This window comes from Neisseria sp. 19428wB4_WF04, from assembly GCF_015235335.1.
Taxonomy (GTDB): domain Bacteria; phylum Pseudomonadota; class Gammaproteobacteria; order Burkholderiales; family Neisseriaceae; genus Neisseria; species Neisseria musculi.
The window spans coordinates 1-19,285 of record NZ_JADGLG010000005.1 but is presented as its reverse complement, the minus strand read 5'-3'; the positions used below and the strand labels follow the sequence as shown (position 1 = coordinate 19,285).

Annotated in this window: 17 protein-coding genes and 2 pseudogenes; 9 read left to right on the top strand and 10 right to left on the bottom strand. The window is 52.7% G+C overall.

Annotation, left to right across the window (positions count from 1 at the left end; all coding sequences use genetic code 11):
* The first annotated feature begins 74 nt into the window (after positions 1-74).
* Entirely contained in the window at positions 75-725 is a 651-nt protein-coding gene (locus tag IR141_RS02220) for an HAD-IA family hydrolase (RefSeq protein ID WP_135034060.1), read from the top strand.
* Positions 726-1,159: 434 nt separating this feature from the next.
* On the opposite strand, the gene prmC is transcribed toward IR141_RS02220, so the two are convergent.
* The gene (gene prmC / locus IR141_RS02215) at positions 1,160-1,990 is read right to left on the bottom strand and encodes a peptide chain release factor N(5)-glutamine methyltransferase (protein ID WP_135034059.1); all 831 of its coding nucleotides are present in this window, start codon (positions 1,988-1,990) and stop codon (positions 1,160-1,162) included.
* On the opposite strand from prmC, the gene IR141_RS02210 reads away from it, so the two are divergent.
* On the top strand, positions 1,989-2,213 hold the full coding sequence (locus IR141_RS02210; RefSeq protein WP_135034058.1) for a hypothetical protein: 225 nt from the start codon (positions 1,989-1,991) through the stop codon (positions 2,211-2,213). The two genes, prmC and IR141_RS02210, sit on opposite strands and share 2 nt — an antisense overlap.
* 6 nt (positions 2,214-2,219) lie before the next feature.
* Here the strand turns inward: IR141_RS02210 and IR141_RS02205 are convergent, their stop codons facing one another.
* Both IR141_RS02205 and IR141_RS02200 read right to left on the bottom strand, forming a co-directional pair.
* On the bottom strand, positions 2,220-3,026 hold the full coding sequence (locus IR141_RS02205; RefSeq protein WP_135034057.1) for a M48 family metallopeptidase: 807 nt from the start codon (positions 3,024-3,026) through the stop codon (positions 2,220-2,222).
* 90 nt (positions 3,027-3,116) lie between these two features.
* Positions 3,117-3,842, bottom strand: a complete 726-nt coding sequence (locus IR141_RS02200; protein WP_135034056.1) for an SIMPL domain-containing protein — start codon at positions 3,840-3,842, stop codon at positions 3,117-3,119.
* Positions 3,843-4,414: 572 nt separating this feature from the next.
* Here IR141_RS02200 and nhaC point away from each other — a divergent pair.
* Positions 4,415-5,806 carry a Na+/H+ antiporter NhaC gene (gene nhaC / locus IR141_RS02195; protein WP_135034055.1) on the top strand — a complete coding sequence of 464 codons (1,392 nt, stop codon included), beginning with the start codon at positions 4,415-4,417 and terminating at the stop codon, positions 5,804-5,806.
* 156 nt (positions 5,807-5,962) lie between these two features.
* On the opposite strand, the pseudogene IR141_RS02190 reads toward nhaC, so the two are convergent.
* From IR141_RS02190 to IR141_RS02170, 5 genes and pseudogenes are all read right to left on the bottom strand, one after another.
* A pseudogene (locus tag IR141_RS02190) lies at positions 5,963-6,623 on the bottom strand (IS1595 family transposase).
* Between the two features lie 763 nt (positions 6,624-7,386).
* Positions 7,387-8,172, bottom strand: a complete 786-nt coding sequence (locus IR141_RS02185) for a cytochrome c1 (RefSeq protein WP_187000561.1) — start codon at positions 8,170-8,172, stop codon at positions 7,387-7,389.
* A 14-nt stretch (positions 8,173-8,186) separates the two neighbouring features.
* A complete protein-coding gene (locus IR141_RS02180; protein ID WP_135034053.1) occupies positions 8,187-9,536 on the bottom strand; it encodes a cytochrome bc complex cytochrome b subunit in 1,350 nt (449 codons plus the stop codon).
* Between the two features lie 12 nt (positions 9,537-9,548).
* Positions 9,549-10,133, bottom strand: a complete 585-nt coding sequence (petA, locus tag IR141_RS02175; RefSeq protein WP_135034052.1) for a ubiquinol-cytochrome c reductase iron-sulfur subunit — start codon at positions 10,131-10,133, stop codon at positions 9,549-9,551.
* A gap of 121 nt (positions 10,134-10,254) precedes the next feature.
* On the bottom strand, positions 10,255-11,001 hold the full coding sequence (locus IR141_RS02170) for a Nif3-like dinuclear metal center hexameric protein (protein ID WP_135034051.1): 747 nt from the start codon (positions 10,999-11,001) through the stop codon (positions 10,255-10,257).
* Between the two features lie 220 nt (positions 11,002-11,221).
* On the opposite strand from IR141_RS02170, the gene IR141_RS02165 reads away from it, so the two are divergent.
* The 5 genes from IR141_RS02165 (at position 11,222) to coaD (ending at position 15,278) form a co-directional block, all read left to right on the top strand.
* Positions 11,222-11,491 (top strand): oxidative damage protection protein, encoded by a 270-nt coding sequence (locus IR141_RS02165; protein WP_135033305.1) that lies wholly within the window; start codon positions 11,222-11,224, stop codon positions 11,489-11,491.
* A 364-nt stretch (positions 11,492-11,855) separates the two neighbouring features.
* Positions 11,856-12,260, top strand: coding sequence for a hypothetical protein (locus IR141_RS02160; protein ID WP_135034050.1), 405 nt, complete (start codon positions 11,856-11,858; stop codon positions 12,258-12,260).
* A 29-nt stretch (positions 12,261-12,289) separates the two neighbouring features.
* Complete coding sequence (gene menA, locus IR141_RS02155) at positions 12,290-13,204, top strand: 1,4-dihydroxy-2-naphthoate octaprenyltransferase (RefSeq protein ID WP_135034049.1); 915 nt, start codon at positions 12,290-12,292, stop codon at positions 13,202-13,204.
* A gap of 263 nt (positions 13,205-13,467) precedes the next feature.
* Positions 13,468-14,157 (top strand): Bax inhibitor-1/YccA family protein, encoded by a 690-nt coding sequence (locus IR141_RS02150; protein WP_135034048.1) that lies wholly within the window; start codon positions 13,468-13,470, stop codon positions 14,155-14,157.
* A 611-nt stretch (positions 14,158-14,768) separates the two neighbouring features.
* Positions 14,769-15,278, top strand: a complete 510-nt coding sequence (gene coaD / locus IR141_RS02145; protein ID WP_135034047.1) for a pantetheine-phosphate adenylyltransferase — start codon at positions 14,769-14,771, stop codon at positions 15,276-15,278.
* 106 nt (positions 15,279-15,384) lie between these two features.
* Here the strand turns inward: coaD and IR141_RS02140 are convergent, their stop codons facing one another.
* Positions 15,385-15,522 carry a hypothetical protein gene (locus tag IR141_RS02140; RefSeq protein ID WP_167742991.1) on the bottom strand — a complete coding sequence of 46 codons (138 nt, stop codon included), beginning with the start codon at positions 15,520-15,522 and terminating at the stop codon, positions 15,385-15,387.
* A gap of 308 nt (positions 15,523-15,830) precedes the next feature.
* Between IR141_RS02140 and aceK the strand changes: the two genes are divergently transcribed.
* Complete coding sequence (gene aceK / locus IR141_RS02135; protein ID WP_135034046.1) at positions 15,831-17,609, top strand: bifunctional isocitrate dehydrogenase kinase/phosphatase; 1,779 nt, start codon at positions 15,831-15,833, stop codon at positions 17,607-17,609.
* Between the two features lie 956 nt (positions 17,610-18,565).
* Here the strand turns inward: aceK and IR141_RS02130 are convergent.
* A pseudogene (locus IR141_RS02130) lies at positions 18,566-18,832 on the bottom strand (IS3 family transposase); the annotation flags it as partial.
* Positions 18,833-19,285: the final 453 nt, after the last annotated feature.

The window sequence follows — 19,285 nt, the reverse complement described above, 5'->3', positions numbered from 1 at the left end:
TTTAACCGCCCGAAAGCAAAAAAACCTCTGCGCCGCCCGTAACAAATCCGCAAAAGCAACCAGGAGCAGCAACCATGAAGCCCAAACTGATTATTTTCGACTGGGACGGCACGCTGGCCGACACCACCGGCCCGATTATCGACACCTTCCGTCAAACCTTCGCCGAGTGCGGCCTGCCCGCCCCCGAGGCTGCCGACATCAAAAAACTCATCGGCTACAGCCTCGTTACCATTATCCGCCACCTTGCGCCCGATGCCGATATCCACACCAAAGAGCAGTTGGCCGAAACCTACGCCCACCATTATCTCAACCCCAACAACCATAATATGAAACTGTTTGCCGGCGCCGTTCCCTGCCTGCAAACCCTCAAGCAGCAGGGCTATTGGCTGGCCGTGGCCACCGGCAAGGGCAGAAACGGGCTGGACAAAGCCATCGCCCAAACCGGCACCGCCGGCTTTTGGCTCGCCACCGCCTGCGCCGGCGAGCAGCCTTCCAAACCCGCGCCCGATATGGTGTTCAAGCTGTGTGATGAGCTGGGGCTGCACCCTGCCGATGCCCTGGTGGTCGGCGACACCGTTTACGATTTGGAAATGGCCGCCAACGCCCGCGCCCGCGCCGTGGGCATCACCACCGGCGCACACCCGGCAGCGCAGCTGCGGCAGGCGGGCTGTTTGGCGGTTATCGATGATTTGGCCGAACTGCCCGGGCTGCTGGCCGGGCTGTGAAAGGGGGCTAGAAGTTTCAAGCTGATGTTTTTGCAAAAACAGCCGTCAGGCCGTCTGAAACGCCCGAACACCGCCTGCTTTCACGCCGCGCAGCCAACGGCATGAAAAATGCAAACAGCCCGCCCCTTGCCGGCACCGGCCGTCTGAAAACCGCCGCCGGCAAATGCCCGGCCGCCCGCGCCAATTCAGGCATGCCCGGCGGGGGACGGGCCGCTTTGAAATCACGGCAGTATCGGCATGGATACCGTTTGCGGCGTCCGCCCTGCGGCAACCCCGCCTGCGACACCCTCCAAAGGCCGTCTGAACGGTTTCAGACGGCAACACCCGCCACTGCGGCAGTTCGGGCGGGGCAGCGCGACCCTTTGCCCGCGCAAACCGCGTACTTGGCCAGACGCGGGCGCGGCCATCCATATTCGCCCGCTTTCCCGTCAACCCTACGCAGCCGCAGCTTTCAGACGGCCCAGCGTGAGCCTGTCCAACCCCGCCAAATCCTGCTGCGTTTCCACCTGCGCAAATCCGTTTTGTGCAAACAGTGCCCGCACCGCCGCGCCCTGGCTGCAGCCGTGTTCCAGCAGCAGCAGGCCGCCCTCTTTGAGCCGCCTGCCCGCACCCCGCGCCAAGATGCGGATGGCGCTTAGGCCGTCTGAAAAATCGGTGAGCGCGTTTTGCGGCTCGAAACGCAAATCGCCCTGCTGCAAATGGCGGTCGCCCGCTTCGATATAGGGCGGATTGGAAACGATGATGTCGAAGCGCCGGTGTTGAGACGGCCTGAGCGCATCAAACCACGAGCCGCAGGCAAATCCGATGCATGCGCCGAGCGCGCGGGCATTGGCGGCGGCGGTTTGCAGGGCTCGGGGGCTGATGTCGGAAGCGCACACGCGGGCATCGGGGCGTTCGAGCGCAACGGTGACGGCGATGATGCCGCTGCCGGTGCCCAAATCCCACACGCTGCCGCCCTGCGGCAGGTGTTCGAGCACGGCTTCAACCAAATGCTCGGTTTCGGGGCGGGGAATCAGCACGCTGCCGTCCACTTGGAACGTGCGGCCGTAAAATTCGCGCGTGCCGAGAATATAGGCCACAGGCTCGCCGCGGATACGGCGTTCGGCCAGCGCATCGGCGGCGGCGGCCACGGTATCGGGCAGCGGCTCCTGCCCGCGCGTAACCAGTTGGGCGCGGGTGTAGCCGCCGGCGTGCTGCAACAGCATACGTGCTTCGTTTTTGGGCAGCGGGCAGGCTTGCAGCCATTGATCGAGGGTTTGCGGCATGGTGTGGAAAAATGGTTTCAGACGGCCGGGATTATATAGCGGATACGGCGTAAGCGGCGGGGTGTGTGGGATTGTGGCCGGTGCGTTGCAGAAACACCGGCCGCAATCCCGGCAATGTTCGGAAACCATCACCATAACCCGCCCTGCCCGACAGCCCGCCGGCCTGCTGCAATATTTCAGGCCGTCTGAAACTCTTTTCAGACGGCCTGATGTTTACCGCTAAAACCGCTTAGCGGCGGCTGCGCTCGTAAACCGGCATCACTTCCGGCAATATTTTGCGGATAGCCGCCATACGCGCATTGTTGGTGGGGTGTGAAGAAGTGATGGCGTTTAAGGCATTGTTGTTGTCGCCCACACGGTTCATTTTCTCCCACACCGAAACGGCCGCCTGCGGGTTGTAGCCCGCCTGCGCCATCAGGCGCACGCCGAGCATGTCGGCTTCGCGCTCCTGGCTGCGCGAAAAAGGCATATTCACGCCGTATTGGCTCAACAGGCCGGAAGAAAGGCCGACAGCATCGCTGCTGATGCCGGTGCCGGCGGCCAAAATCGAGCTGCCGACATTAACGGCCAGGCCGGTCAATACCTGCTGGCCGATGGCTTTTTTGCTGTGTTCGAGCAGGGCATGCGCCATTTCGTGGCCGACTACGGCGGCGATTTCGTCATCGCTCAGCTTCAGGCGCTCCACCATGCCGGTGTATATCGCCATTTTGCCGCCCGGCATCGCCCATGCGTTCAGCTCGTTGGATTGAATCACACTCATCTGCCAGTTGAACGGCACGCCGGTTTGGTTAGCACGCTCGGCATAGGGGCGCAGACGGTTGAACACGCCGTGGATGCGGCGCGAGGTTGGCGAGGCGGTGTCGAGCAGCTGCCTGCTGCGCGCCTGCTGCATCGCCCGGCTGTAGCTTCTGGCGGCACTTTCGTTAAGGCTGCTGCTGTCGTAACCGACCATATCGGCTACCGAGGTGCAGCCCGCCAAAGCAGCGGCAAGGGCTGCGGCGGCAAGAATCGAGCGTAGGAGGAAGGCTGTTTTCATCGGGATATTCCCTGTTGCAGAGATGGGCAAAACACATATTTTCAGACGGCCTTCAAGCAAAATCGGGCCGTCTGAAAAACTTCGCAGGCATCACATCTGTATCGTGCCGCGCACGGTGATGCTGACTTCTTCGGTGCCGGGGCTGGTGTGCTCCGGCACGGGGGCGGCGGCTTCGTCAGACACGGCCGCAGCTTTGGCGGCGCGCATCATCACCGGCGTGCCGCTGTCGATCGGGCGGCTGCCGATTTGGCCGAAATTCAAACGCACGATTTTATAGTTGCGGAAACCCATGGCTTTGGCGAGCGCAGCGGCGCGGTCTTTAAAGCGGGCTAAAGCGGCTTGGCTCACTTCGTCCAAAGCATCTTGGCGGTTTTGTTTCGACACTTTGAACGTGAGGCTTTCCAAATCGGCATCGCTGCGGCTTTCTGCAACCAATTTGTTCAAGGCTTCAAAGTTTTTGCTTTCCACCTGCACCACCGCCTGCTCTTCCCAACCGGTTTGCGTGCGCTTGCCTTTGCTGTCGTATTCGTAGCGGGGGGATGCGCTGCGGTGCAGCAGTTCGGATTTAAACGGCGCAGCCGAGGCTTTGCGGGTAACGTTGTTGAGTTTTTTCACGAAATTGCCGCTCACGGTTTCGCGGCTGCGGCCTTCTTCATGCACGCGCAGGTTCACCGTCATGGTGTCGCGCAAAAGCTCGACACTGGCACTTTCGGAAAATTCAACCACATTATAATGGAGCGTTTCGGCAGAAGCAGGCAGTGCGGCACCCAGCATCAAGGTGAGCAGCGCAACGGGTTTCAATAAGGTTTTCAGCATGGTTTTGGCCTTTGCGGTAAAAATATGACGGTAATCGGGCAGAAAAGCGGCGTTGGCAAAATATGGCGCCGCGGCAATGCTTGAAACACTATCATTTTTCGGCACGTTTTCAAACTGTTTTTTTGCCGAACGACCCAAACAGGGATTCGGTCGGTGGCACACCCGACACTTGCTGCACATTGCTTTGCGGGCAACACGGCGGCTTCCGGCAAGGCTTAAGGCCGTCTGAAAACAAATCTTTGACTTTCAAACGGCCTGCGGGCGGTTTTCAGACGGCCGCCAAACAGCTTCCCGAGCGGCACGCCCCGCCGTATCCGCAGCGGTGCCCAACCTGCCGCAGGGGCAGGATAAAGATTTTTCCGATAGCCGGCAGCAGCTTTCAATAAGGACAAAAGCCTTCTGAAAACAAAGCCTTGCCTTTCATACGGCCTGCGGATGGTTTTCATACGGCCTGCAAACAGCTTCCCTGGCGGCATATAAAAAGGATAAGATTCAGCTGTTACGCCGCCGCGCCGTCAAACCGGCAGCAGCGGTTTTCCGTTTGACAATAACCACGCAAAGGATTCAGGAAAATGATCGAACCCTTAACCACAACCACCATGCATCCGCGCGAAGCCTCGTTGATTTCGCTGTTGATTGTGGCGGTGATGGGCATCACGATGATTGGTTTCGGCTGGGTGCCGCATATTTCGATTGTGCTGGTGATGTGCGGCCTGTTTGCCTATGGCAGGATCAGGGGGCAGGATTTTGCCGCAATGCAGAAAAGCATGGCCGAGGGGGTGGTGTCGGGCATCGGTGCGATTTATCTGTTTTTCTATATCGGCCTGCTGGTGGCGGCTCTGATGATGTCGGGCGCGATTCCCACCTTGATGTATTACGGTTTCGACCTGATCTCGCCGCATTTTTTCTATATCTCGGCATTTATACTGTGTTCGGTTATCGGCATTTCGCTGGGAAGCGGCTTTACCACCTGCGCCACGGCCGGCGTGGCTTTTTTGGGCATGGCAGAGGCGTTTGATGCCGACCCCGCCATTGTGGCGGGCGCAGTGGTTTCCGGCGCGCTGTTCGGCGATAAAATGTCGCCGCTCTCCGACACCACCACCATTGCCGCTTCAATTGTGGGCGTGGATTTGTTCGACCATATCCGCAACATGATGTTTACCACCGTACCGGCGTGGATTCTGACGGCGGTGTTTCTGTGGTTGCTCACCGGCGATGTGGCCGATGCCGATTTGTCGAACATCACCGTCATGCAGCAGCAACTGCTTGAAAGCGGCTTGGTGCACGGTTATGCTCTGCTGCCGTTTGCGGTACTGATTGTGCTGGCTGTGCGCAAGGTGAATGCGGTTTATACCATCATTGCCACCATTTTCACCGCGCTTGCCATTACATATATCCACAGCAGCCCCACGCTGGAGCAACTGGGCGGCTGGTTTTTCGGCGGCTACAAACCGGCCGAAGGGCTGGACTTGGGCGCAGTAGGCAAGCTGGTATCGCGCGGCGGCATGGAAAGCATGTTTTTCAGCCAAACCATCGTGATTCTCGCCTTGAGTTTGGGCGGCCTGCTGCAAGGTTTGGGCATCTTGCCCGCCTTGCTCGCCGGTGTTTCCCATCTGCTCACAGGAGTGGGACGCGCAACCCTTGCGGCAGCCTTCACGGCTTTCGGTATCAATTTTTTAATAGGCGAACAATATCTGAGCCTGCTGCTCACCGGTAACACTTTCAAGCCGCTATACAGACGTTTGCAACTGCACCCGCGCAATCTGGCCCGCACGATCGAAGATTCAGGCACAGTGATTAACCCTCTGGTGCCTTGGGGCGTATATGGCGTGTTCCTTGCAGGCATACTCGGTGTACCGGTAGTGGATTATGTACCCTACGCCTTTTTCTGCTACCTAAGCCTGATTCTCACCCTGATCTACGGCTTCACAGGCTTTACCATCAGCAAGCTCCCGCAGGAGTAGGAAGCATTAACTTGAAAAGGCAGTATCTCAGTATCTGTTTATACTGCCTGTCTACAAGTGAATACAAACCGAATGCTTGAATACAAACCGAATGCTGTTGATGACCTAAAAAACAAAATCATCCAATTATTAATTAATAAGCTTCTAAAAATGTTATTAAAAAACAATGGTCTGACGTAGATCAACCCTAAATACTAAACCCAGAACTGTTAACTGCTCTTTTGGCAAACCGAAATTAAAATGAAAATCACATTCTTTCAAGAATAACGGAAAAGATTGACGAAAGATTGGCGGTCAATTCCATTATATTTTCGTAGAACGCGCTGTGCCTGATTTCGGAAATTTTCAATGCTGTTGATATGGTCTTGACGGTCTGCAAATGATTGATACGGTGATGGGTAAACTCACTCATATCAAGCACATCATAGCTTTTATAACAGTCCGTACAGACAATGCCGTCAGGCATGACTTTTCGTTTAATAACAGGAAGCAAATGTCTTTCTTGGTGTTTTCAACTACGATAGTAAAGACTTTGCCGTTACGTTTCGAATGCCAAAGACAGCAACTTTACCCGCAGCTCCACCAGCATGTTTGCCTTTACGTTGTCGGCCAAAATAACTTTCATCCGGCTCAGCGGAAACACAAAAACTTCGTCTGCTTTAAGATCCAGACGGTAGGCAGTAACTTGGCGGATTTTTCGGTAAAACAATCTGGCTGAGTTGGACTGGATACCGAGTATATTGGCTGCTGAACGTGCTGTAATTTCCAATACAAAAAATTGAAGCAATTTTCTCTGTGTAGATTTACCGTGTTGCAATGGGTTATTTAAAAATAACCTACTGCTTCACTTTGTAATCAATCACTTCCGATGCTGCTGAAATAACCGACACAATGCCTGAAGCATTAACTCCGCCTATCTGAAATTCAGGGTATGGTTTTATTATTTACACAGACCAACCACTTTCTTATCCAGCATATCAGAGCTAAACGCGGGCACAGTACATCAGACAAAATCTTAGTCTTCGAAATATTTGAAGTGTAACGGTACTAGTCTATACCGAAATCACACCTAACGCACCAAAGCTCCTATTAATTAATACTCATACACAACCATATTTTTACTGACAACATGGTTTACACCGATAGCAGGAGCGTATATGGCAAAATTATAGATATGAATGATTAAAAGTATTGCTGGCATCCATTATAGTCTCAATGGATTTGTTTGTAAAAATTAGCATATTAACAGTATTGATTCTTTCGAGTATTATACCAAAGAGTAGCTTGCCAAGTTTTACAGCACCCAGAAAGACGTGTTTCACCTACATTTGAAAGAAGCTGAATTTTAGTTAACCATTTCTTTTAGTTAACCATTTCTATGAAGACTTGGATAAAATATTGATGAAAATATTTCGAAATAGCTCTATTTAATCCTTTTGCTTCCCAAACCCTTAAATTAAGTTTTCACTGTATACCAGTCTAGTTCTCTACTAAGTTGAAAATCCTAATCTTAACGTAGATGCAATAAAAGGTAAAACCTCTCTCAGTTTTACCTTTTATTTATTGATATATTTGGGTGTTTAATGGATATCTTTCCAGTATTCTTTTTTCAGGAAATACGCCAAGGGCAACATCACTGCTATCAGGAAAATCAATACGATGTAACCCGTACGTTTACGCTGTAATTGTGCCGGCTCACCCATGTACACCATAAAATTCACCAAATCACGCGCATAGTCATCATATTCTTTGGTAATCACTTTACCGTTAGGCAGTTTACGCGTTTGCAGACCTGTAGATTCCCAGTACAGTTTGGGAACTAAGTTACCATGTGCATCTTTTGTCATCACAGGCTGGCCTTTTACATCCAGTTCAACTGCCTGCACTCCCTGTTGCTGCCACAGAGGGTGTGGCATAGCAGCATTCGGCAGAACAGTATTGTTCCAGCCGGTCGGTCGGGTCGGATCTTTATAGAAGCCGCGCATATAGGCATAGAGATAATCTGCACCTCGTGAACGGGCAATCAACGATAGATCGGGCGGTACTGCTCCAAACCACTTTTTCGCATCTACCGGATCAATTGCCGCATGCATAACCTCGCCCACTTTATCAGTGGTAAACATTAGATTGTTTTTAATCTCATCTTCAGTCAACCCGATATCCTGCAAGCGGTTAAAGCGCATTGCCGATGCGGAGTGACACGACAAACAATAGTTGGTAAAAATCTGCGCGCCGCGCTGTAGGCTCTCTTGGTTGCGCAAATCAATTTCAACCGGTTCATAATTTCCACCGCCTGCTGCAACTGCCACGCTCATCGGAGCTGCCAGCAACAGGGCAGCAAACCAGTTTTTCAATGTTTGTTTCATTTTCGCCGCCCTCATTAAATCAAAATTGCAAACAGGTATGCACCTACTACGGCAATAACGCTGTAAACGAAGAACATAATTTTCTGTTTGGTTGTACTCATGGTTACGCGGTCAGGCACTTCGCGGTCTTTATCCATTTTGGTATAGAACGGCATACCCAAGAAGAATGCAAAGTAAATGACTGACAGAATACGCGCCACAATGGTACGGGTGTCGGTAGCTACCAAAGCACCCAAGATACCCAAACCGATGAAAGAAATAATAAACAACACCAGCATGGTTTTAAAAATCGGACCACGGTAACGGATGGATTTTACGGGAGAGCGGTCAAGCCACGGCAGCAAGGCAATCAACACTACGGCCGCTCCCATACCGATTACACCCCAAACCTGAGTGCCGAAAAACGAAGGAATCGCGCGCAAAATGGCATAGAACGGCGTGAAATACCATACCGGGGCAATATGCGCAGGCGTTACTAACGGATTGGCTGCATCAAAGTTGGGCTTTTCCAAGAAATAACCACCGCCTTCGGGAGCAAAAAACATAATGGCACAGAATACGATCAGAAATACCACCACGCCCAAGATATCTTTCACAGTGTAGTAGGGGTGGAAAGGAATACCGTCAAGCGGAACGCCGTTTTCATCTTTCAGCTTTTTGATTTCCACACCATCGGGATTGTTGGAACCCACTTCATGCAGCGCAATCAAGTGGGCGGCAACCAAGCCTACCAACACCAGCGGCACGGCAATCACGTGCAGGGCAAAAAATCGGTTGAGGGTAACATCAGAAACGTTGAAGTCCCCACGAATCCAAGTAGACAGATCAGGGCCGATAACGGGAATAGCGGCAAATAGGTTAATGATTACCTGCGCGCCCCAAAACGACATCTGTCCCCAAGGCAGAAGGTATCCCATAAAGGCTTCGGCCATCAGAGCCAGGAAAATCAGCGAGCCAAACACCCACACCAGCTCGCGCGGCTTTTTGAACGAACCGTAAATCAGGCCGCGGAACATATGCAGATACACCACCACGAAAAACATGGAGGCACCGGTGGAGTGCATATAGCGGATAATCCAGCCGCCTGAAACATCGCGCATGATGTATTCCACCGCCGTAAATGCAGCGGGGAGGTTGTATTGGTTCAGGTTGCCGTCTGGTTTATAGTTCATAGTCAGGAAAATACCGCTGACAATTTGAATCACCAGCACCAGCATGGCCAGCGAACCGAAGAAATACCAGAAGTTGAAATTTTTCGGCGCGTAATACTCGGTTACGTGCTCTTTCATCATTTTAGACAAAGGGAACCGTGCGTCCACCCAGTCTAACAATGCTTTTGCTTTGTTATTGGTTTGGTTTGCCATGATAAATCCCTTTTATTTATCGTCGCCCACCAAAATGGTGGTATCGCTCAAGTATTTGTAGGGCGGAATAATCAGATTGGTCGGAGCGGGAACGCCTTTGAACACGCGGCCGGCCAAGTCGAATTTGGAACCGTGGCACGGGCAGAAGAATCCACCTTTCCAATCGGCACCCAAATCAGCAGGGGCGATATCGGGACGGAAAGTCGGCGAACAGCCCAAATGGGTGCAGATGCCGATGGCCACGAAGATATTGGGCTTGATGGATCGCAGCTCGTTCTTGGCATATTCGGGCTGCTGGTCAACTTCCGAATTCGGGTCGGCCACAGCACTATTGAGCAACGGCAGATCTTTCTGCTGCTGCTCCGTGCGGTTCAGCACCCAAATCGGCTTACCCTGCCACTCGGCGGTAACAAGCTGGCCTGCTTCGATTTTGCTGACATCCACTTCGATGGGCGCACCCGCTGCTTTGGCTTTTTCCGAAGGGAAAAAGCTCGCCAGAAACGGCACCGCAACGCCTGCGGCGGCGGCACCGCCTGCAGCGGCTGTCGCCAGCGTCAAAAAGCGGCGGCGGCTTTGATTGATTTCTTGATTTTCCATTCCAGTCATCCTAATGATATGGGAATACCGAGCCATTAAACCATTTAATTCTACCTGATTTTATAGGGATACTTAAAGTACTATTTAAAATAAGGTAAAAGTTTTACGGCATTTCTTGATTTTATGCAGGGTTCCGCTCATCAAAAAAAACCGTTTCGATGCCGAACTCCTGCGCAAGGGCGGCTCCCAGCGCCTGTATGCCGTAGCGCTCGGTGGCATGGTGGCCGGCGCTGACGAACACCACGCCGGTTTCATTGGCAAGGTGGAACTGCGCTTCGGATATTTCGCCGGTAATATAGGCATCGGCACCCTCCTCTATGGCCGTCTGAAAAAAGCCCTGCGCCCCGCCGGTGCACCATACGATGCGTTTGATAATCCGCTCACCGCCCACGGCGACAGGCGTGCGGCCGAGCCGGCTTTGCAGATCTGCGCACAGTTTCGCCGTTGTTTGCGGGGTGTTCAGACGGCCTGCATTGAGCAGGTTTTGTTCGCCGAAGCGGTATTCGGTTTCCCAGCCCATCAACCCGGCCAATTGAGCGTTGTTGCCCAACACAGGGTGGGCATCCAGCGGCAGGTGGTAGCCCGCCATATTGATATTGGCGGCCAGCAGGGTGGCAATGCGGTCTTTTTTCCAGCCGGTAACGGTAACCGGCTCGCTTTTCCAAAACAACCCGTGGTGTACCAGCAACATATCGGCACCCTGCTCTACTGCGTAAGCGGCGGCGGCGCGGCTGGCAGTAACAGCGGTAACAATTTTGAAAATTTCTTCCCTGCCTTCGATTTGCAGGCCGTTGGGGGCATAATCTTGATATAAATCGGTTTGCAGGGTTTGCTTGCACCAATCGAGTATGGCTCGGCGTGTACTCATGCTTTTTCCTTGCGTGAAAGGTGTTATTGTGCGGATTTTTTCAGACGGCTCTTTGACGGCAAGCAAATTTACGCCGCTTTTCTCGCAGTCCGAATTACTCGGCACTACACCCTACCGCCGCCTCAACAAGCCGCCCTGCCGCAAAAAGCGCATTATATACAAACCCGCATGGCTCCGTTAGAATTACAGCCGTCTGAAAAATCATCATAAGGAAGCTGCCATGACCCGTATGGTTCACTGCGTGAAGCTGGGCAAAGAAGCCCCCGGCATGAAATTCGCCCCGCTGCCCAATGCTTTGGGCAAACGCATTTTTGAAAACGTATCTCAAGAAGCGTGGGATGCCTGGACCCGCCACCAAACCATGCTGATTAACGAAAACCGTCTCAGTCTCGCCGATCCGCGCGCGCGCGAATATCTGGCGCAGCAGATGGAAAGCTACTTCTTCGGCGACGGTGCCGACCAAGTTCAGGGTTATGTGCCGCAAGGATAACCGCCCTCCCGCAAACAGCAGGCAGGCCGTCTGAAACATTCAGACGGCCTGTTTTCCACACCGGCAACACGCGCTGCCTGCCTTCAGGGCAATGCCGCATAACCCGGCTTCCGCCCGATGCCGCAGCAATACACCACACAGCAAAAATCTCCCGAACACTGCCCGCAGCTGCGGAGTCCGAATCATGGAACCGCCTCCGTTTTTTTTGAGACAGCCCGCCTGCCGTTTGACACCGGCTTTCCGCAGCAGATTATTTTTCAGCATGTAAACCTCCCGCCGCTCCGCCGGCACCCGACTCCGACCAATGCCGCATACCGCTGTGTGAATCCGCGCATTTCCAGCGCAAAACAGCAAGCCGCACGCCATGCGGATAACAAAAAACCGACTCTGTTTACAACTGTTGGAAAAGTCGGGCGTTGCACTTTTTCTACCAAGCAGCTTGTTTTTGCAGAAGCGGCGGTTTCTTGATTGTGCGTATACTCGAAACGATGCGGCTTCGCCGCACCCTTGCACCCGGCAGTCTCTCAACCTTCAAAACCCAAAACGGCCATTAAAGAAAAAGTTTAAAAAATACAATAGGATAAATAACATTTTAACGGCAATAAAACCGGCGCGCAAGCAGCCGGCTATATTTCCCGCAGGACAGGCAGGCTTTGCCGTAGTTCAAATCGGACGGCTGCAAAACGGCCCGGGTATCCCTCTGCCCGGCGGCTGTAATCTTAAAGTTGTTAAACCAACATCAACTTTTTTCAGACGGCCTAAATTATAATCGCACCACTCCACCATTGATTTCCTGTTATGTCTGTACACAACTGGCTGGCCGCCGTCCGTTTGCGCACCCTGCCGCTGGCCGCAGCCTCAGTGCTCTGCGGCGTGCTCACCGCCGCGCTGCAGCACCGGAGCAGTTTTACCGTGTCTGCCCTGTGCCTGCTTACCGCGCTGTCGCTGCAGATTCTCAGCAATTTGGCCAACGATTACGGCGATGCCCGCCACGGTGCCGACACCGCGGCACGCAAAGGCCCCTCGCGCATGGTCGGCTCAGGCCGCATCAGCCCCGCCACTATGATCTGCGCGGTTAAGCTAACGGCGGCGGTTTCCTGCCTGCTGGGCATCGCGCTGCTTGCGGTTGCCCTACCGGCCATTTCGGCTGCCCAACCGCAAAGCTGGTTGCTGTGGCTGCTTATCGGAGCCGCTGCCGTGGCGGCTGCCTTTGCCTACACTGCCGGAAAAAAACCCTATGGATACATGGGCCTGGGTGATTTTGCGGTATTGGTGTTTTTCGGCTGGCTGGGTGTGTTGGGTACGGAATATCTGCACACAGGCCGTCTGAACGCCGCATCATGGCTGCCCGCCACCGCGCTGGGGCTGTGGTGTGTGATGGTGCTGAATATCAACAATATGCGCGACATCGATTCAGACCGCCGCGCCGGCAAAAATACCGTTGCCGTACGCCTGGGGCTGCGCCGTGCCAAAATCTACCATACCGTGCTGCTGGCGGCTGCCGCTGCCGCATGGGCGCTGTGGCTGCCGCTGTATTTCAACGGCAGCCTGCTGCTGTTAAACACCGTTTTGCCGGCGGTCTCGCTGGTTCACTTGAATTTACTGAAACCATCCCAATCCAGCAGTGAGTTGGATAAACTTCTGCCGCAATGGAGCATCACGGTTTTGCTGTGGATATTGCTGTTATGGCTGGCCGCGCCGCGCTATGGCTGAATCGGTGGAATAACGGCTGCGCGCACGCTTGTACCGCATCCTAACGATAGCGATAACCCGATAGCGGCAACCGGTGTTTCAGACGACTTTGCTTTCGAGCCACCCTACACTTCAATTTCAACCGACCACCGCAACCGTTTCAGACGGCCTGCCCCAACGCCGGAAAATAACTAACCGACTGTAATAATTTTCAGCCAAAATCTTTGATTTGCTGTTAAAATCCGGACTCTTTTATTTTCACGCACGCAACAGGAGCCAACGCCATGCAAAACGATGTTTACCGCTACACCCAAACCGCAGGCGCGGTGCAGAAAAGCACCGTATTGCGCAAAACCTACGCCCTGCTCGGCATTTCATTCATTCCCTGCGCTCTCGGTGCATTTATCAGCAGCCGGGCCGGCATCAATCTGTATGCCATGTTCGGCAACCGCTGGATTGCGTTCGGCGCGGTATTGGCCTTTTTCTACGGCATGTGTTACTTAATCGAAAGAAACCGCCACAGTAACGCCGGCGCGGCATTGCTGATGGTGTTCACCTTCGGCATGGGTGTATTGGTCAGCCCGCTGCTTCAATACAGCCTCAGCTTCGGCAACGGCGCGCAGATTGTCGGCACCGCAGCCGTCATGACTGCAGCCGTGTTCTTCACCATGTCGGCTCTGGCGCGCCGCACCAAAGCCGATATGAACAGCCTGGGCCGATTTCTGATGGTGGGCGTAGTGGTATTGATAGTAGGCATGGTAGCCAATATGTTCTTGCAGTTGCCTGCTCTCTCGCTCGCGCTCTCGGCCGCTTTTGTGGTGTTCAGCTCGCTGATGATTATGTGGCAGACCCGTACCGTTATCGATGGCGGTGAAACCAGCCACATCAGCGCCGCTTTAACCATCTTTATCTCTATCTACAATATTTTCAGCAGCCTGCTGAACATTCTGCTCTCCGTTGCCGGCGAAGATTAATCCGCCCGGTAAAACGGCCGGGGCTTGCAGAAACAGCCTTGTGCCGTCTGAAAAACCTAACGCCGTCATTGCCGCCTGCGCGGAAAGGACGGCGTTAGGTTTTTCAAGCTTGTTATGGTGTTTTTTGAATGTTGCCGAGATTTCAGGCGTTAGGCAAATCGGAGGCTGCACTTTGCCATGCCTCAAGCTTTTGTTTTATCGGAAACGATGGTTTCGTGATTTTTGAGCCTGTCAGGAATTTACGCGGTTTGGCCGGCCTTCCGGCATCTTGGCCCGTCCCAAAACGGGTTTTCATAAAACAGAAAGTGTAACAACGGCGGGGTTTGCTGCACCCGGGGCCGTCTGAACAATATCTTTCAGACGGCCTTTTAACGTTTTGCCGTTATTTTTATCGTTTTTACCCGCCTTCAGAAAACACCGCACGCAAAAAACACGGCACCCAAACTGCCGCATCCCCTGTTTTCAGACCGTTCCGCAAAACAAGCCCTTGCCCGTTTCCCGCATCATGCCGGCAACGGCTTGATCAAACCGCCTTTTCTTTGACATCCCCCCCCCCAAGCCTTTATCCTGCCGGACATCCCGCCTTAGCGCACAACCCCGCCATATTGCCTATGAACACCCGCCCCCTGCGCCGCGCCGTTTACGCCGGCAGTTTCGACCCCCCGACCAACGGCCATTTGTGGATGATACGCGAAGCGCAAGCCCTGTTTGACGAATTAATCGTCTCCATCGGCGTGAACCCCGACAAAAAAAGCACCTATACCGTGGCCGAACGCCGCGCCATGCTCGAAGCCATCTCCAGCGGGTTTTCCAATGTACGCATCACTGCGTTTGAAAACCAGTTTTTGGTCAATTATGCCCACAGTGTCGGCGCCAAATTCATTGTGCGCGGTATACGCACGGCTTCCGACTATGAATACGAACGCACCATACGCTATATCAATTCTGATCTGCACCCCGACATCGCCACGGTGTTTCTGATGCCGCCGCGCGAATTTGCCGAAGTTTCCTCCACCATGGTTAAAGGCATGGTCGGCCCCGACGGCTGGCGCGACATGATACGGCGTTATGTGCCCGTGGCTGTGTACGACAAAATCCTGCAAGACAACCAAAGCCCTTAACGCGCTCTTGTGCCGCAAATACCGCATCAAGCAACAACAGGCAGCGAAGCTGCACGAAACCTGCCCGACTGCCGCTCCGGCGGTTTGCCAAACCGCTTTCTTTAAACTAAGTGCGCGCCGCCGCAACGGAAATACAGCAAGCCTGCGATAAGCGGAGCAAGCCTGCCATCATATAAACCGTCAGGCCGTCTGAAACCATGTTCAGACGGCCTGACGCCTTTGCAGAGTCCGAAAACACCATCATACGTTTATTTGCCGTTATCGGCTGCACCCCGCGCAGGCAGAAATAACGGCGGTTGGGTATTCCGATATTTGTTTAATATTTTTATCCGAACTTTCTCCCATGAGAGGGGGAACGGACACAGCGGGCCGGCGCAGCCGATAACGGCATTGAAGCCTTTCAGACGGCATGAGGGCATTTTTGCAAGATTTCCCGGCCCATACCCTCTCACCCAAACACTTTCACACTTGCCAAACCGCCTAAAACATCATAAGGTTACATAAAACTACAAACCGACCGCACAACGGATCCGTCTGCAAAGGAATCACCAAATGCCCCGACAACCTACCCAACAACAACTGGGGCGGGAAGTGGCTGAAACCATGCTCGAAGGTTTCAACAAACACTACCGCCTGTTTCGCGAAGTTACCCGGCGCGCCAAACAACTTTTCGAGCAGAAAAACTGGCGCGGTATTCAAGACCTGGTGGCCGAGCGCATTCAGATGTACGACCAGCGCGTGCACGAAGCCGTTGAAACCCTGCGCGCAAAACACGCCGCAGCAGTCCTGAACGATGAAGTGTGGGCGGCGGCCAAAACCGAATATATCGCCCTGCTCGTCAACCACAAACAACCCGAGCTGGCCGAAACTTTTTTCAATTCGGTTTCCACCAAACTGTTGGACAAAGCCTATTTCAACAACCAGTTTATCTTTGTAAAGCCCTCCACCAGCACCGAATACATCGATTCCGACCCGCCCGTGTTCCGCCCGTTTTACCCCGGATCGCAGGGGCTGCGCGGCTGTCTGCGCAATATTCTGCACCATTTCGGCTGGAGCGTTCCGTTTGCCTCGCCCGACCGCGACATCGCCAATATCCTGCGTGCCGCACGCCGGTATTTTCAGGCAGAGTGGCCGCCGCAGGAAATGAACCTGCATGTGCGCGTACTCAACTCTCCGTTTTATCGCAACAAAGGTGCCTATATTTTCGGGCAGATTATCAACGGCGCCGTGCGCCACCCGTTTGCACTGGCCGTGCTGCACGATGAAACCACAGGCCGTCTGAAAGTGGATGCCGCCCTGTTTGAGGCCGCCCAGATTGCCGTGCTGTTTTCGTTTGCCCGCGCTTATTTTCTAGCGGATATGCCCGTGCCCAGCGGCTACATCCGCTTTCTGCACGATATGCTGCCGATGCGCGCTCCCGGCGACCTTTACACCATGGTCGGCCTGCAAAAACAGGGCAAAAACATCTGGTGGCGCGAGTTTGCCCAACACCTCGAATACTCGCACGACAAATTCATTCCCGCCCCCGGCGTGAAAGGGCTGGTGATGAGCGTGTTTACGCTGCCCTCGTTTCCCTATGTGTTCAAAGTGATTAAAGACACATTCGGCCCCAACAAAGATTTTGACCGCGAATACGTGCGCCAAAAATACCTGCTGGTGAAAAAACACGACCGTGTCGGACGCATGGCCGACACGCTGGAATTTTCCAACGTTGCCTTGCCCAAATCGCGCTGCCACGAAGCATTTCTCAACGAAATGCGCACCCTTGCGCCCAGCCAATTTGAAGAAAACGAAGAATGGGTCATTATCAAACACGTTTATGTCGAATACCGCCTCAAACCGCTCAACCTCTTTATGCAGCAGGCCTCCCCCGCCGAGAAAGCCGCCGCCGTCATCGACTACGGCTGCGCGCTCAAAGAGCTGGCCTCGGCCAACATCTTTCCCGGCGATATGCTCTACAAAAACTTCGGCATGACGCGTTTCGGCCGCGTGATTTTTTATGATTACGATGAAATCGAATACATGACCGACTGCAATTTCCGCAAAATCCCGCCCGCGCCCAACCCCGAATACGAAATGTCGGGCGAAGTTTGGTATCCCGTCAATAAAGGCGATGTATTCCCCGAAGAATTCGGCCCGTTCCTGCTCGGCAAACCCGATGTGCGGCAAGTGTTTCTACAACACCACCGCGAGCTGCTCACCCCCGAATTCTGGCAGGAAAAAAAAGAACGACTGCAAAAAGGGCTGTATGACGATTTCTTCCCCTACCCCCAATCCGCCCGTTTCCATCCCGATCAAACCACCGCCTTAACAAGCAACGCCGATGCCTGATCGTTAACAGGCTGTCTACCTCATTGCTGACGTAGATTAATAGTTAGGCTACACTCAAAAACGAAGATACCCCATTGCAAGCTACGCAAACCTACTCAACGAAAACTGCTTCAATTTGCAGCTACGGCTTACAAAGCCGTGTAGCAGTTTCAGTTTTTTCTGAATACCCTATAATCCTGTCAGTTGTGATTTAGGTGCACCTGTTACAAAGTTAAAGTCGTATTCAGCCATTGTTTTAATATAGCCAAACAACTTAAAAAAAGAATACAAAAAAGTCATGACATATTCAAAAGACTTCAGACACTCGTCCTCAGCAAGCTCAAACAAGGCTGGGCATACAGACAGGTAGCTCACGAATTCGACGCAGCCTCACCTCCACCTATCCACGCCTGAGGCGTCCGTTATAGTAAAAGCAGAGGTAGCCTGGCTCTTTGGATTTAAATACAGAAACACAATCATCATCTATTCTGACTGTATCGGAAAACCTCATTTCGAAGATTTGATGCAACACAAAAACAGGAATCCAAACTAATAATGCGGCTTAGATACAGAAATAGATACAATCTTTAAAGGATTGGGTTTACTGGAGTCAGGTTGATCCTTTGGTATTTCTGTGTATAGTTTTTCTGATGGTCACTACGTTCTAACGGGATCTCTTGACAAGAAGATCAATTCTTTAGTGATTCATTGAGTAGGTGTGCCTTGCTGTTTTAAGCACTTGAATGACCCTGACTCAACAGAAAAACAGCCTGTAACAGCTGCGAATTGGTGATTTTTACACTACCTACAACAGCTTTACTAGAGTTATCTAAAATATTTTTGAATAATTTTGGTAACCTAAGACAGCCCCATCCAGTAGCAAATAAAAAGTAAAAACGTACCCAGTTTGCCCCCCTAAAAAACCGAACAGCTTAATCAATCGACTCCCAAAGTCTGAATCCTGTATGGCACAGAACTCAATCCTTTTCATTCCAATTAACCCCATTATGATTGCAGTAACGGATAGATTCGCGCAAAGCCGCTGCTAATCCGGCAGCGGAAGCGTATTTGCGCGTATGGAAACATTCCGACTTTAACATGCCGAAGAAGCTTCCCACGGCCGCATTGTCCAGACAGTTTCCCTTACGGGACATGCTCTGCACTAATCCTTTGTCTTTTAACTGCTTTTGATAAAAATCCATCTGATACTGCCAACCTTGGTCAGAATGCAGTATCGGTTTTTCAGACGGCCTTATATATTGCACCCCAACAAAAGGGGTGTATTTTTACATTCTACTCCTTGACAAATCGGAACAACCGACTTTTGAAAGGGGTCTGAAATGTCATCAGCCTGCCGTACCATCACGCCCGAACCCGAACGTTTTCCCAAATCCTGCACCGTCCGCGTATTCCGTGAGTCGAACCATGATTGCTTTGCCTGCAAACCGTCAATTTTCCTATACGAAACCCTGTCCTGCCTAATAAAACCCTATCCGGAGCCGACACATTCTGGCGTATGGCCGTTAAGAAACTGATTGACTGTTATGATGGCAAAAGCGGGGTTTTAATCATAATAATTTTATTAATTTATTGATTATTTAAGGATTCGTGAGATGAGAAATATTTATGTGCGTATTGGTAACTCCGGCCGTCCGACTTTGTGCGAAGTTGCTACCTATGACAAAGGCAGGCTGGCG